The organism is Lentzea sp. HUAS12 (assembly GCF_024125735.1).
Lineage (GTDB): Bacteria > Actinomycetota > Actinomycetes > Mycobacteriales > Pseudonocardiaceae > Lentzea > Lentzea albida.
This window is the reverse complement of the sequence record NZ_CP099738.1, coordinates 5,161,662-5,174,788: the sequence shown is the minus strand read 5'-3', so window position 1 is coordinate 5,174,788 and position 13,127 is coordinate 5,161,662. Positions and strand designations below refer to the sequence as shown.

The 13,127-nt window shown below is 69.1% G+C and carries 15 protein-coding genes; 10 read left to right on the top strand and 5 right to left on the bottom strand.

All coding sequences use genetic code 11. The features are described 5' to 3' along the window. Positions 1 to 3: 3 nt before the first annotated feature. Positions 4 to 894, bottom strand: coding sequence for an oxidoreductase (locus ND450_RS23020; RefSeq protein ID WP_253320810.1), 891 nt, complete (start codon positions 892 to 894; stop codon positions 4 to 6). Further along, the gene (locus tag ND450_RS23015; RefSeq protein ID WP_253320809.1) at positions 891 to 1,199 is read right to left on the bottom strand and encodes a hypothetical protein; all 309 of its coding nucleotides are present in this window, start codon (positions 1,197 to 1,199) and stop codon (positions 891 to 893) included. Before ND450_RS23015 ends, ND450_RS23020 begins: the two co-directional genes overlap by 4 nt. An 89-nt stretch (positions 1,200 to 1,288) precedes the next feature. On the opposite strand from ND450_RS23015, the gene ND450_RS23010 reads away from it, so the two are divergent. From ND450_RS23010 to ND450_RS23000, 3 genes are all read left to right on the top strand, one after another. Then, positions 1,289 to 1,879 carry a TetR/AcrR family transcriptional regulator gene (locus ND450_RS23010; RefSeq protein WP_089922434.1) on the top strand — a complete coding sequence of 197 codons (591 nt, stop codon included), beginning with the start codon at positions 1,289 to 1,291 and terminating at the stop codon, positions 1,877 to 1,879. A gap of 63 nt (positions 1,880 to 1,942) precedes the next feature. Further along, positions 1,943 to 2,623, top strand: a complete 681-nt coding sequence (locus tag ND450_RS23005; protein WP_253320808.1) for an SDR family NAD(P)-dependent oxidoreductase — start codon at positions 1,943 to 1,945, stop codon at positions 2,621 to 2,623. Positions 2,624 to 2,938: 315 nt separating this feature from the next. After that, complete coding sequence (locus tag ND450_RS23000; protein ID WP_086665901.1) at positions 2,939 to 3,544, top strand: DNA-binding response regulator; 606 nt, start codon at positions 2,939 to 2,941, stop codon at positions 3,542 to 3,544. A 59-nt stretch (positions 3,545 to 3,603) separates the two neighbouring features. Here the strand turns inward: ND450_RS23000 and ND450_RS22995 are convergent, their stop codons facing one another. Then, the gene (locus ND450_RS22995; protein ID WP_253320807.1) at positions 3,604 to 4,464 is read right to left on the bottom strand and encodes a sensor histidine kinase; all 861 of its coding nucleotides are present in this window, start codon (positions 4,462 to 4,464) and stop codon (positions 3,604 to 3,606) included. A 604-nt stretch (positions 4,465 to 5,068) separates the two neighbouring features. On the opposite strand from ND450_RS22995, the gene ND450_RS22990 reads away from it, so the two are divergent. The 3 genes from ND450_RS22990 to ilvN are packed head-to-tail and all read left to right on the top strand — an operon-like array spanning position 5,069 to position 7,892. Continuing rightward, entirely contained in the window at positions 5,069 to 5,884 is an 816-nt protein-coding gene (locus ND450_RS22990; RefSeq protein ID WP_086665181.1) for an AfsR/SARP family transcriptional regulator, read from the top strand. A 29-nt stretch (positions 5,885 to 5,913) separates the two neighbouring features. Next, positions 5,914 to 7,626 carry an acetolactate synthase large subunit gene (locus ND450_RS22985; protein WP_253320806.1) on the top strand — a complete coding sequence of 571 codons (1,713 nt, stop codon included), beginning with the start codon at positions 5,914 to 5,916 and terminating at the stop codon, positions 7,624 to 7,626. Continuing rightward, positions 7,626 to 7,892 (top strand): acetolactate synthase small subunit, encoded by a 267-nt coding sequence (gene ilvN / locus ND450_RS22980; protein ID WP_089922437.1) that lies wholly within the window; start codon positions 7,626 to 7,628, stop codon positions 7,890 to 7,892. Before ND450_RS22985 ends, ilvN begins: the two co-directional genes overlap by 1 nt. Positions 7,893 to 8,043: 151 nt before the next feature. On the opposite strand, the gene ND450_RS22975 is transcribed toward ilvN, so the two are convergent. Beyond that, positions 8,044 to 8,532 carry an SRPBCC family protein gene (locus ND450_RS22975; protein ID WP_253320805.1) on the bottom strand — a complete coding sequence of 163 codons (489 nt, stop codon included), beginning with the start codon at positions 8,530 to 8,532 and terminating at the stop codon, positions 8,044 to 8,046. A gap of 152 nt (positions 8,533 to 8,684) precedes the next feature. Here ND450_RS22975 and ND450_RS22970 point away from each other — a divergent pair, with 152 nt between their 5' ends. Genes ND450_RS22970 through ND450_RS22960 form a run of 3 tightly spaced genes read left to right on the top strand, consistent with a single transcriptional unit; the run spans position 8,685 to position 11,163 of the window. After that, the gene (locus ND450_RS22970; protein ID WP_218159820.1) at positions 8,685 to 9,146 is read left to right on the top strand and encodes a nuclear transport factor 2 family protein; all 462 of its coding nucleotides are present in this window, start codon (positions 8,685 to 8,687) and stop codon (positions 9,144 to 9,146) included. Next, positions 9,143 to 10,234: an acyl-CoA dehydrogenase family protein gene (locus tag ND450_RS22965; RefSeq protein WP_253320804.1), complete on the top strand. Its 1,092-nt coding sequence runs from the start codon at positions 9,143 to 9,145 to the stop codon at positions 10,232 to 10,234. Before ND450_RS22970 ends, ND450_RS22965 begins: the two co-directional genes overlap by 4 nt. Continuing rightward, positions 10,231 to 11,163: a Gfo/Idh/MocA family protein gene (locus ND450_RS22960; RefSeq protein WP_253320803.1), complete on the top strand. Its 933-nt coding sequence runs from the start codon at positions 10,231 to 10,233 to the stop codon at positions 11,161 to 11,163. Before ND450_RS22965 ends, ND450_RS22960 begins: the two co-directional genes overlap by 4 nt. A 50-nt stretch (positions 11,164 to 11,213) precedes the next feature. Here the strand turns inward: ND450_RS22960 and ND450_RS22955 are convergent, their stop codons facing one another. Next, positions 11,214 to 12,632: an alpha/beta fold hydrolase gene (locus tag ND450_RS22955; RefSeq protein WP_253320802.1), complete on the bottom strand. Its 1,419-nt coding sequence runs from the start codon at positions 12,630 to 12,632 to the stop codon at positions 11,214 to 11,216. 158 nt (positions 12,633 to 12,790) lie between these two features. Between ND450_RS22955 and ND450_RS22950 the strand changes: the two genes are divergently transcribed. After that, entirely contained in the window at positions 12,791 to 13,114 is a 324-nt protein-coding gene (locus tag ND450_RS22950) for a 2Fe-2S iron-sulfur cluster-binding protein (protein WP_253320801.1), read from the top strand. The last annotated feature ends 13 nt before the right edge of the window (positions 13,115 to 13,127 follow it).

The following is a 13,127-nucleotide window of genomic DNA, read 5'->3' as shown; positions in this document are numbered from 1 at the left end:
GCACTACTCGAGCTCCGGTGTGATCCCCGTCAGCTTGCTCGTGAGCTCCCAGAGGCGGTTCGCGGCCAGGTCGTCACGGGCTGCGGCGCTCATCCTGGCCGTGGCGGGGTGGCCGCGGAACTCGTTGAAGCCGCCGGGGCCGTAGTACTGCCCACCGCGCGCCTCGGGAGCCGTCGCCGCGTAGAGCTGCGGCAACGCGCCCATCTCGACGGACTGGGAGAACAGGTGACTGATCCTGCCGCCGATCTTGAGGACCGCGGACCTGTGCGCGTCGGCCATGTTGTTGGTCAGCTCGGTGACCGTCAGGCCGGGATGGGCCGCGATCGACGTCACGGCCGATGAACGGCGTTCCAGCTCGCGTGCGAACAGGATGTTCGCGAGCTTCGACTGGCCGTAGGAGCCGCGCAGCGTGTACGGGCGGCGGTCGAAGTTCGGGTCCGCGAAGTCCATGTGGCCTGCGTGGTGCGCGAGAGACGAGACGGTCACGACGCGTGCGCCCGGACTTTGCTTCAACACGGGCAGCAGGAGCCACGTCAGCGCGGCGTGGCCGAGGTGGTTGGTGCCGAACTGGCGCTCGAAGCCGTCGACGGTCCGGCCGTTCGGGACGGCCATGATGCCCGCGTTGTTGACGAGGACGTCGAGCTTCTCGACCTTGTCCGCGGCGGCGCGCACGGAGACGAGGTCGGCGAGGTCCAACTCGAGCACTTCGGCCGAGCCCCGGACCGACTGGCGCGCGGTCTCCCCGCGCTGGACCGAGCGACAGCCCATCAGCACGTGGGCCCCCTTGGCCGCGAGCACCTGGGCGGTGCGCAGGCCCAGGCCGGAGTTCGCGCCCGTCACGAGGACGGTGCGGCCGGACTGGTCGGGGATGTCGGCTTCGGTCCAACGACTCATGGAGTCATTCCTACCGCCCGGTAACTGTCGAGCGGAAGGTGGGCGTCGAGCACCGCTCGCAACACCGGTTCGTCCGCGGCGAGTTCGGCCCGGACGCGGTCCTCGTCGACGGCACCGTTCAGCCCGGCGTTCTCCATGCGCGCGGTCAGCTTGTTCTGCCAGCGGTGGTCGAGCGCCAGCAGCAGTTCCCGCAGCGAGCCGAAGACGTCCGGATCCACGATCAGCGGCGCGGACGGGTCGCGGCGGGCGTCGTTCAGGACGGCGTCGAGCGCGTCACGACGGCGGTAGTGGTCTGCCCAGCCCATGTCTCGTACCCCCGGTCTCTCGCATACTGTCGGTATGACATGACCATACCACCGGTACGTACCGTCGGTATGTGAGATACGTTTCGTCCGTGCGAACACGACGCTCCGAGTACTCGGAGTCGACCAGGCAGGCGCTCGTCGACAGCGCCGTCGACCTCTTCACCAAGCGCGGGTACGCCGGCACCTCGCTCGACGAGGTGGTCAAGCGCGCCCGCGTGACGAAGGGTGCGCTCTACCACCACTTCAGCGGCAAGCAGGCGTTGTTCGAGGCGGCCTTCACCCAGGTCGAGACGCGCTCGATCGAGTCGCTGACGGCCGTGGTCACCGGGGAGGGCGACGCCTGGGACACCGCGGTCGCGGGCCTGCGCGCGTACGTCCGCAAGTGCCTGGAGCCCGAGTACCAGCGGATCATCGTCCACGAGGCCCCGGTCGTCATGGGCTGGGAGCGCTGGCGCGAGGCGGAGGAGCAGTTCAGCTTCGGGCTGCTCCGCACGGCCGTGCAGCTGCTCGTCGACGCCGGTGAGATCGAGGAGGCGCCGGTCGAGATCATGGCGCGGCTGCTGTTCGGGGCGCTGTCCGCGGGCGCGAGCACCATCGCCAGCTCGTCCGATCCGAAGCGCACCGGGCGCGAGGTCGAACGCGCGATCCTGCGCGTTTTGGAGGGTTTGCGCAAGAAGTAGTCGAGTTGGGCCCTAGCGGCCGGGCGGAACGTCGATCACCACGCGGACAACGAGGTGGTCAGCATGATCGAACCTGTCAACACGCGCCTGGGACTCGACGGCAAGATCGCTCTGGTCACGTCGGGGACGCACGGTCTGGGCCTTGCCATCGCGAGCAAGCTCTGCGACAACGGCGCACACGTCATCATCACCGCGCCCCCCGGCGACGTCGACGCCGAACGCGCCCTGCTCGTCCTCAGCGGCAAGCCGGGCTCGGCGTCCGTGGTGCCGCTGGACGTCCAGGACGAGCACGCGGTGCGGGTGCTGCTCGAGCAGGTGAAGCAGGACCGCGGACGGCTCGACCTGTTCGTGCACCACGCGGTCTCGCCGGACCTCACACCGTTGCTGAACCTCGTGGAACCGCTCGCGAAGGCGTTCGTCGACGGCGGCCGCGTCGTGATCGCCGGCTACACGGTGACACCGGTGCACGGCGTGATCCGCACGCTGGCGCTCGAGATGGCCTGGTACCGGGTGGCGGTCAACGCGGTCGTCACGACCGTGGTCGACAACGGCCCGATGAACATCGACCCGGAGCTGGTGGACCGGCTCGCGATCAAGAGCCCGTCCGGCCGGGTGACGCTGCCGGAGGACGTGGCGAACGCCGTGGCGCTGCTGTGCGCGGACGAGGCCGCCTGGATCCAGGGGCAGGTGATCACCGTGGACGGCGGGCTGGAACTGCTGGAGCGGTGGGGCGAGACCCGCTGAGCGACCGCCGGACGTTTTCGGGAGTCCCGGCCCGGCCGATGTCCATCGGCCGGGCCGGTTGTCTTGTTCACGGTTGTGATGCGCGGAGGTTATTGCGGCTATGCCGGTTCGGTGGAGTTCCGCTCGTGCGAGGCCGGAGTCGTGTCTATCTGTCAGCGCGCAGTGACTGGACGTCATCAGCCTATAGGTGTTGCAAATTGGGAGTAGCGCATTCGGAGTAGTAAAAAGTACGCTCAGCTCAAATGCTTGTCCGGCGCGGTGACCGAGTGTAAAACTCGGAAAGTCGGCAGGGGGGACCGCGCTAGGGGGCTGATGATGATCAGGGTCTTACTCGCCGAGGACGTGCAAATGGTCCGGGGCGCATTGGTCGCTTTGTTGAACCTCGAACCAGATATTGAGGTGGTCGCCTCCGTGGCGACGGGCGACGAAATCGTGCCGGCGGTGGCAAAGAGCCAGCCGGACGTCGCGGTGCTCGACATCGACCTCCCGGGTATGGACGGCCTTTCGGCGGCGACCGTCATCCACGACACCGCACCCGGTACTCGCACGCTGATCCTCACGAGTCTGGGCCGTCCGGGAACTCTGCGCCGGGCGCTCAACGCCCGCGTGAACGGATTCATCCTCAAGGACGCTCCGGTGAACGAACTCGCCGACGCGATCCGCGGGGTGTCGGTCGGGCGCAGGGTCATCGATTCGCAGCTCGCGCTTTCCGCGTGGGACACCGACGAGTGCCCGCTCACGCCGCGCGAGCTGGAGGTGCTCCGGCTGGCTTCGGACGGCGCGGACGCCATGGAGATCGCGACGACGTTGTTCCTGTCGGTCGGGACCATCCGCAACTACCTGACGGCGGCGACGGCCAAGCTGGACGCCCGCAACCGGGTCGACGCCGTGCGCATCGCGCGGAAGGCCGGCTGGTTCTGATTCCGCGTCGTGGCCGGTCCGCCGGGTGCGGGAACTGATATATCGGTTTCCGCCGGTGGTCAGGCGGCGGTCGCCGTCGGGATCGACGCGTGGACGTGGAAGCGGTCGGTGCCGACGTGGCGGGCGATGAAGGTGCCGCCCGCCGCGTGGACGCGTTCGGCCTGGTTGCGGACGCCGTTGCAGTCGGACGAGATCGGGCGGTCGGTGGCGCCGTCGTTGACGACGTCGAGCTCCACCGCGCCGTCGGCCTGGCGGACGGTGATCGCGCAGTTCTCGGCGTCGCTGTGGCGCAGGACGTTGGTGATCGCTTCGCGCAGGACCGTGGCGAGGACGGTCTCGATCTCCTCCGGCATCGGGGTGTGGTCGAGTTCGACGCGGACGTCGATGTTCGCGGCGGCCAGCATGGTCTTCGCCGAGTCGGAGGTGTCGGACAGCGACAGGCGGCGGTAGCTGCGGGCCAGGGAGCGCACGTCGGAAAGGGCTCTACCGGCGATATCCAATATATCGGCGAGGTGCTCCTGTGCGCGGTCCGGCTGCGACGGCGTCAGGCGGTGGGCCAGTTCGCTCTTCAGCTTGATGGCGCTGAGGCTGTAGCCGAGCAGGTCGTGCAGGTCGCGGGCCAGCCGTTGCGGTTCCTCGGGGGACGCGGGCGGTGCGGTGCCCTGGTCGTGCCGGCGGATCACGTAGCCGGAGATGAGCAGGCCCGTCGCGGTCGTCGCGATCGCGGCTTCCAGCGGTGGGGAGCCCAGTGACCAGGGCAGCAGGGCCGGGGTCTGCAGGAGGCTCGTCGCCGCGACCACCAGGGCGAAGGCGGACCAGCCCGCGATCCGGGGGAAGAGCGCGAGGGTGTTGCCGGCGACCAGGCCCGGCACCGCGGCCCACATGTGCCCGACCAGGGCGAACGGCAGGAATGTGAGCACTGCTTGTGTTGCCAGCATGATGCGACAAGTCGGCGCGTTCAGTGGACTGAATTGAAGTGCCTGCAGGGCGAGAACCAAGGTCAATGGGATGACGTATATGGCGGAATGCGATGTGTCCCGGTCGCTCAGAAGCAGTCGCGCCAAGTCGGCCAGGCAGATGCCCACCGCCGCCACCACTACCGGGGCGCCGACGATCCTGCCGGGAGTCGGCGCTTCAGGCGACTCATTCACGATTCCCCCAAAAGGAGCCGAGCTCGCCCCTTCGGCCCACTCGGCGAACCCAGGGCAAATGCTAGACAGCAAGCACCCGGTGCGGATCATGTTCTGAATCGGTACAGACGGAACTGCCGCAGTTACCGTTTTCGGCAAGTTTCGCTCAAAAGGACGAGTATTTGTCGTGCTGATCACGACGGGTGTTCAAGTGGTTACCGATAGGATTTGTTCGGGTCCGTCCGGCTCCGTGAATATCTCATGCGGGGAGCGGTAGTCCGCCATCTCCGACTCGTGCCGCGCTACGTGGCGTTCGATAGCCCGCCTCAGGTGAACTTGATGTCACGACAACAGCAAGCCGCCGCTGAAACTGGAACTGGGGAGGGCTCCCACCATGGAGATCAAGGTTCTCGGACCGCTGGAGGCCAGGGAGAACGGCATCTCGATCACGCCGAGCGCGGTGAAGCCGCGCCAGGTGCTGTCACTGCTCGCGTTGCAGGCCGGGCACGTCGTCACCGTGCCGACCCTGATCGAAGAGCTGTGGGGGGTCACTCCGCCGCGAAGCGCCCTCACGACATTGCAGACATACGTGCTCCAGGTGCGTCGCCGCATCGAGGCGGCGCTGCCGGAGGGTAGCGCCGGAGCCGCCAAGAACGTGCTGGTCACCCGCTACGGCGGCTACATGCTCGACGTCGCGCCGGAGACCATCGACGTCCGCAGCTACGAGCGCCTCGCCGTCGCCGGCCAGCGCGCACTGGAGGTCGGCGACCTCGAGTCCGCGTCACGCCTGCTGCGCTCGGCCACCGACGTCTGGCGCGGGCCGGTGCTCGTGGACGTGCAGATCGGCGTCCGGCTGGGCATGGAGGTCACGCGGCTGCAGGAGTCGCGGCTCGGCGTCCTGGAGGCCCGCATCGAGGCCGACCTCAGGCTCGGCAAGCACCAGTCGTTGCTGAGCGAGCTGTCCGTGCTGACCGCGCAGCACCCGATGCACGAGAACCTGTGCGCGCAGTACATGCTCGCGCTCTACCGGGCCGGCCGTCAGTGGCGCGCCCTGGAGGCCTACCAGTCGCTGCGCGACACCCTGATCGAGGAGCTCGGCCTGGAGCCGTCGGAGCGCCTGCGCCAGCTGCAGTGCGCGATCCTCAGCTCCGAGCCGACGCTGAACGGCCCGACGTCCGCACTGCAGCTGGAACGTCAGCTCGCCGGTTGATCCGCCTTCGATCGGGGAGAGCCAGAAAAGTGGATACCGTCACCGGTGCGAGCTCACTGGTTCGAGCGCTCGAGGACGCCGGGTGTGAAGTGATCTTCGGCATTCCCGGCGGGGCCATCCTGCCCGCGTACGACCCGCTGCTGGACTCGGCGAAGATCCGGCACGTGCTCGTGCGGCACGAACAGGGCGCGGGGCACGCCGCGTCGGGGTATGCGCAGGCGACGGGCAGGGTGGGGGTGTGCGTCGCGACGTCGGGGCCCGGCGCGACGAACCTCGTCACCCCGCTCGCCGACGCCTACATGGACTCCGTGCCGGTCGTGGCGATCACCGGGCAGGTCAACAGGTCGGTGATCGGCACGGACGCGTTCCAGGAAGCCGACATCCGCTCCATCTGCCTGCCGATCACCAAGCACGCGTTCCAGGTGACCGAGCCGGAGGACATCCCGGCGGTGATCGCCGAGGCGTTCGCGCTCGCCGCGGGAGGCAGGCCGGGTCCGGTGCTCGTCGACATCCCCAAGGACGTCCTGAGCGCCACGACCACCTACACCCCGGCGCTTCCGGTCCACACCCCGAAGGTGACGCCCGCGGCCAACGAGGTCCGCAGGGCGGCCACCCTGATCACGTCCGCCAGCCGCCCGGTGTTCTACATCGGCGGCGGGGTGGTCCGCGCCGGCGCCGCCGCGGAACTGCGGACGCTCGCCGAACGCACCGGGATCCCCGTCGTCACCACGCTGATGGCGCGCGGCGCGTTCCCCGACTCGCACCGCCAGCACCTCGGCATGCCGGGCATGCACGGCACGGTGCCCGCCGTCGCCGCGCTGCAGCAGTCCGACCTGCTGATCGCGCTCGGCACCCGCTTCGACGACCGCGTCACGGGCGTGCTCGACCTGTTCGCCCCCAACGCCGCGGTGATCCACGCCGACATCGACCCCGCCGAGATCTCCAAGAACCGCAAGGCGGACGTCGCGATCGTCGGCGACTGCAAGGACGTCCTGGTCTCGCTGATCGCGGCGGTGCGCCAGGCCCCGGTGCTCACGTCGTGGTGGGCTTACCTCGACGGCCTGCGCGACCGCTTCCCGCTCGGCTACGACTGGCCCGCCGACGGGAAACTCGCACCCCAGCACGTGATCGAGCGCATCGGCACGCTCGTCGGCCCTGAGGCGATCTACACCTCCGGCGTCGGCCAGCACCAGATGTGGGCCGCGCAGTACGTCGGCTACGAGCGGCCTGGGTCGTTCATCAACTCCGGCGGGCTCGGCACGATGGGCTTCGCCGTCCCCGCCGCGATGGGCGCGCAGTGCGGCGTGCCCGACCGCGCGGTGTGGGCGATCGACGGGGACGGCTGCTTCCAGATGACGAACCAGGAGCTCGTCACCTGCGCGCTGGAGGGCATCCCGATCAAGGTCGCCGTCATCAACAACGGCAACCTCGGCATGGTCCGCCAGTGGCAGACCCTGTTCTACCAAGGGCGTTACTCCAACACGGGCCTCTCCACGCACAAGCGCGTGCCCGACTTCGTCGCCCTCGCCGAGGCGCTGGGCTGCGCGGGGTTGCGGTGCGAGGAGAAGTCCGAAGTGGACGACGTGATCCTGCGGGCCATGGAGATCCGGGACCGGCCCGTGGTGATCGACTTCGTGGTCGGCGAGGACGCCCAGGTGTGGCCCATGGTGGCCGCGGGAACCGGCAACGACGAGATCATGACCGTGCGGGACTTCAAGCCCCTGTTCGACGAGGACCTGTGATGACCAGACATGTGTTGTCGATGGTGCTGCACAACGTTCCCGGCGCACTGGCCAGGGTCGTGGTGCTGTTCTCCAGCCGCGGCGTCGACGTGGAGTCGCTGAGCCTCGATCCCACCGAGCGAGGCGACGTGTCCAGGATGGACGTGGTGGTGGGCCTGCCGGCCGGACGTTCTCCCGACCAGTTGGTGAAGCAGCTTTCCCGGCTGGTCGACGTGAAGAGCGTCGTGGCGGTGGCCGACCAGGCACGGAACCAGATCGGCGCCTGAGAAGAAGAGGCCCGCCGCCCCAAGCCTCCGGGGTGGCGGGCCTCTTCGCGTCAGACGGAAAGCGAAGCAGAAGCCCGGGGCGAAGCAGGAGCCCGGGGCAAAGCAAGAGCCCGCTCTCACACCGAGAGCGGGCTCTTTTCGCGCGGGCGGGTCACACCTTCGCGGGTGTGTGCTTCAGAACCGCCGTCGCGTACTTGGCGAGCGTGTCGCCGGGGCTCGGGCCGTTCAGGGCGCCGTAGATCTGGCCGGCCAGCGGCTGGCCGTGGCGGTCCAGGTCGGCGTGCGTCAGCGTCACCTTCGTGGTGTTCGGGCCGGTGGCCTCGAAGTCCACCTTGATGAACGACGCCTTGGTGTCCTCGTAGATCGGCTGCCAGCCGGGTCCGACGCGCCAGGTCATCACGAGGCGGTTCGGCGGGTCCCACTCGGTGATCGTGCCCCAGGCGATCTCCTCGCCGTCGGCACCGGTCTCGTAGTAGCGGCCGCCCACGACGGGCTCGATGGTGATGGAGCGACGGTCCTGCACGAACACGTGCTTCTCCGGCCACCAGTCGAGCGGGTGCTCCGCGAAGATCGCGAACGCCTGCTCGATCGAGCACTCGACCGTGACGGACTTGGCGACATCGGGAGTTGCCTCCGACATGAGCCCTCCAGGTGTGATGGACAAATCGGACCCAGCTTCCGCGAAACCACTGCACGCCAACTAGAAGCGGCCTCGAACGAGAAGTCCTCCACCGGGCTTCCACCGCCCGTGTGGATCGTCGATGGCACAGATCACAGGAGGAGGGAGTCGTAGTGTCCCCAGTCAGCGTGACCACCTACATCGAGGTGAAGACCTTCTACGCGCTGCAGATGCGGCTGCTCGATGCACTCGACATCGAGGGGTACGCGGCGACCTTCACCGTCGACGGCATCACCGACCACGCCCACCGCGGCGAGAAGGTCGTGGGCAGGGCGCAGCTCATCGCGGGCGCCAACGCCGCGCTCCCGCGCTACGCCAACGGCGCCGTGCGGCACTGGAACGACCACTACCTGATGGAAGAGGTCGACGAGAACACGATCAACGTCTCGTACTGCTCGCTGGTCACCAGGACCGACAAGGCGGGCACCGTGACGTTCGAGCCGACGTTCTTCATCGAGGACGTGCTCGTGCGCGTCGACGGCGGGCTGCAGGCCAAGTCCCGCACGATCCACCGCGACGAGCCCTCTCCGGTCGCCATCGCGGCAGCGGCGGCGGCCCAGAAGGGAGCCGCATGAGCGACACCGGTCTCGTTCCGGTCGCGGAGAAGGTGGGCGCGCTCGCCGCCGAGCACGCCCAGGAGGCCGACCGGACGCGCAAGCTCGCGCCCGAGGTCGTGGAGGCGGTGCGGGAGGCCGGTTTCGCACGGCACTTCGTCGCGAAGTCCCACGGCGGCAACGAAGGCGGGTTCGCGGAGCTCACGCAGGCCGTCATGGCGGTCGGCGAGGGCTGTGCCTCGACGGCGTGGTGCGCCTCGCTCACCGCGCTGTCGGCCCGGTACGCCACGCACCTGCCGCAGCTCGGCCACGACGAGCTGTGGGGCTCCGGCGCGGACACGTTCGTCGTGACCGCTCAGCCGCCGCTCGGCAAGGCGACGACGGCATCGGGCGGCCACCGGCTGAGCGGCCGCTGGGCCTACGTCAGCGGTGTCGACTTCGCCGACTGGGCGCTGGTCTGCGGCATGGTCGCCACCGGCGGTGAGCCCGAGGCGCGGTTCTTCGCACTGCCGCGCAAGGACTTCACGGTCGTCGAGGGCTGGGACAACGCGGGCATGCGCGCCACCAGCAGCCACAACGTGATCGTCGACGACGTCTTCGTGCCGGAGCACCTGTCGTTCCTGCGCGCCGACTTCATCACCGGCAAGAACTCCACGAGCGACCTGCCGGCGCACAACGTGCCGTTCCAGGCCGTCGGTGGCCTCACGTTCGTCGGACCGGCGGTCGGCGCCGCGTACGGGGCGCTCACCGCGGCCACCAACGCGATGAGCGGCAAGAAGGTGAACACGACCCAGGGCGTCGACCTCTGCCGGGCGTCCGCGCAGATCGACTCCGCGCGGTTCCTGGTGGAGCAGAACGCCCAGGTGCTCGACGAGCGCACGTTCACGCCGAGGCTGATGGCGCGCTGCGAGCGCAACGCCGCCTTCACCGCGGAGAGCCTCGTCGACGCGGTCGGCACCCTCGTCAGGGCCGCCGGCACCAGCGGTTTCAGCGAGAACTCGCCGTTGCAACGGTTCTGGCGGGACATCGTCAGCGCGTCCAGTCACGTCGCGCTGCGGTACGAAACGGCGGTGGCACGGACATGGCCAGCGGCTTTGATCGGCGAGTGAGGCTCGGCGTCGTCGGCTGTGCCGACATCGCCCGGCGCAGGATGCTGCCCGCGTTCGCCGGGGTGTCCGAAGTGGACATCGTGGCGGTCGCGAGCAGGGACTCCGAGAAGGCGGGCAAGCTCGCGGCCGACTACGGCTGCGAGGCGGTGACCGGGTACGAGAAGCTGCTCGGGATGGACCTCGACGCGGTGTACGTGCCGCTGCCCGCGGCGCACCACGCGGTGTGGATCGAACGCGCGCTGCGGGCCGGGAAGCACGTGCTGGCCGAGAAACCGGTCACGCCGTCGCTGGAGGAGACCACCGACCTGGTCGCGCAGGCCAGGGAGTGCGGGCTCGTGCTGCGGGAGAACTTCCTGTTCCCGTTCCACTCCCAGCACCACGAGGTGCGCCGGCTCGTCGTCGGGGGAGCGGTCGGCGAGGTGCGGTCGTTCGAGGCGGCGTTCACGATCCCGCCGCGGCCGTCCGGCGACATCAGGTACCGCAAGGACCTGGCCGGCGGCGCGCTGCTGGACGTCGGCGTCTACCCGCTCAAAGCGGCGATGCTGGTGCTCGGCCCCGGTCTGCGGGTGCTCGGCGCGAGCCTCAAGGTCGACAGCACCTACGGCGTGGACGTGTCGGGTTCGGTGCTGCTGGGTGCGCCCGGTGGCATCACGGCCCACCTCACGTTCGGCATGGAGCACACCTACCGGGCGAACTACACGGTGTGGGGCAGCGAGAGCCACATCACCGTGGACCGCGCCTACGCCCCGCCGGTCGACCTCACGCCGATCGTGTCGCTCGGGGGTGAGGAGGTCGTGCTCGAACCGGACGACCAGTACACCAACGCGGCCCGTAGCTTCGTGTCCGCGGTCCGGACCGGTGGACCGACGTCGGGTGAGTCGGTGGAGCTGGCCCGGCTCGTGGACGAGGTCAGGGAAGCGGCGAGGTAGACGAGCGAACGGAGAAGGGGCCCGGTGATCCGGGCCCCTTCTCCTGCGTCTCACGCATCCGCGGGGATGTCCGGCCGCGGGGTCGAACCCGGCACGGTGACGACCTTCTCCGGCAGCACACCGTCGACGAGGTACGCGTTGACGATGGCGTCGAGAGCGGAGTTGCCGACGAACGCGTACACCTCGTGGTCACCGGAGTCCTCGATGACGACCAGGTGGTGGCCGAGGCGCTCGGCCATCGCGACACCGCCCTCGTAGCGGTCGTACTGGTCGCCGTCGGCCTGCACGCACAGCCCGACCGGGTAGCCGACCCTCTTGAGGTACGTCGGCTCCTCCAGGTTCTCGAACGTGCGGAACGCGCCGACCCACGGCTGGGCGCGCAGCACGCCGAAGCCGTACGGGTGGTGCTCGCGGTGGTGGCGCATGTCGTTGAAGTAGACCTCGAGGTCCGAGGGCCACTCCGTCTCCATCGTGATCGCCTCCAGGACCCCGATCCGGAGCTCACCGGTGGTGTCTTGCGGGCGCCACGTGCCGTTGCCGGCGATCAGCTGCTGCGCGGTGGCCACGTCCTCGGCCTTGCGCAGGTCGCCGACCAGGTAGCCGAGCGAGTCCCACTGCGCGCGGTCCGTGGCGCGTGTGCCGACGGCGCCGTCGAACAGCGTGCGCAGGTGGATCGCGCCGAACTCCTCCAGCGCGGCGACCACTTCCTCGACGGTCTCCAGCACGGCGGCCGCGGACGTGCCGAGTCCGAAGTGGACGTTGCGCTCGGCGGTCCACTGCGCCCACTTCTGCACGTTGCGGTAGACGCCCTCGGCCTGCGTGACGAACTGCTCGCGCCAGGTCCAGTTCGGGTTCACGCACGAGTCGAGCACGCTGCGGTCGAGTCGCGAGGGGAACATCGACCCGTAGACCGCGCCGACCAGCGTGCCGTACGCGTACCCGACGAAGCTGATCCGCTCCTCGCCCAGCACACCGCGGATGACGTCCATGTCCCGCGAGATGTTGCGGGTGGTGATGTGCGGGCGCAGGTCCCCGCCCGCCCGCGCGCACGCCAGCTCGCGCTCGCGCATGTCGATCGCGATCTGCTCGAACAACGAGTCCGGCGGCCGCGAGTCGAACGGCGCCACGGGCACCGCGACCTCGCTGTAGAGCTTGGTGGACTCGCCGATGCCGCGCGGGTCGAACCCGATCAGGTCGTAGACCTCGCGCACCTCCGCCGGGAACTGCAACGGCAGCTTGAGGCCCTCGCCGTTGTCGCCGCCGGGGCCGCCGTTGACGGAGAGCAGCACACCGCGGCGCTTGGCCGGGTTCGTCGCGCGCAGGCGGGAGACGGCGATGGTGAGCTGGACGCCCTGGGGGTCGTTGTAGTCGCGCGGCACCGAGATCGTGGCGCGTTCGAGGCCGTCCTCCGCCGACGGCGCCGACCATTCCGGTCGCTGTTCGTAGAACTCGTGCAGTGCGTCGGGCACGGTAAGACCTCCGCGTCGGTTGCGTCGGGTTGTGAGGGTCGCAAAGGGACCTAGAGGAGGTCTCGAACGCGTTCGAGGGGAGTTCCAGGGGATCCCCAGACGTCATCGGCACTGTGACTGGAGTCCGGCGAGCCGATTTTCCGTGGGGAGACACCGCGATGGCCAAGATCACCTATGTCCACCCGGACGGGACGTCGTCGGTCGTCGACGTCGAGCCGGGCAACTCGATCATGCGGGGTGCCAAGCTCGCCGGCGTCGAGGGCATCCTCGCCCAGTGCGGCGGTGGCGCGACGTGCGGGACCTGCCACATCTACGTGGACAAGGACAACACCAAGCCGTTGCCCGCCATGCACGACCTGGAGGACGGGCTGCTGTGCGTGACGGCCAGCCCTCGTCAGGACAACAGCCGGCTGAGCTGCCAGATCCCGGTCTCCGAGGAGCTGGACGGGCTCGTCGTGCACCTTCCCGAGAAGCAACTCTGAGGAGCGTTGAACC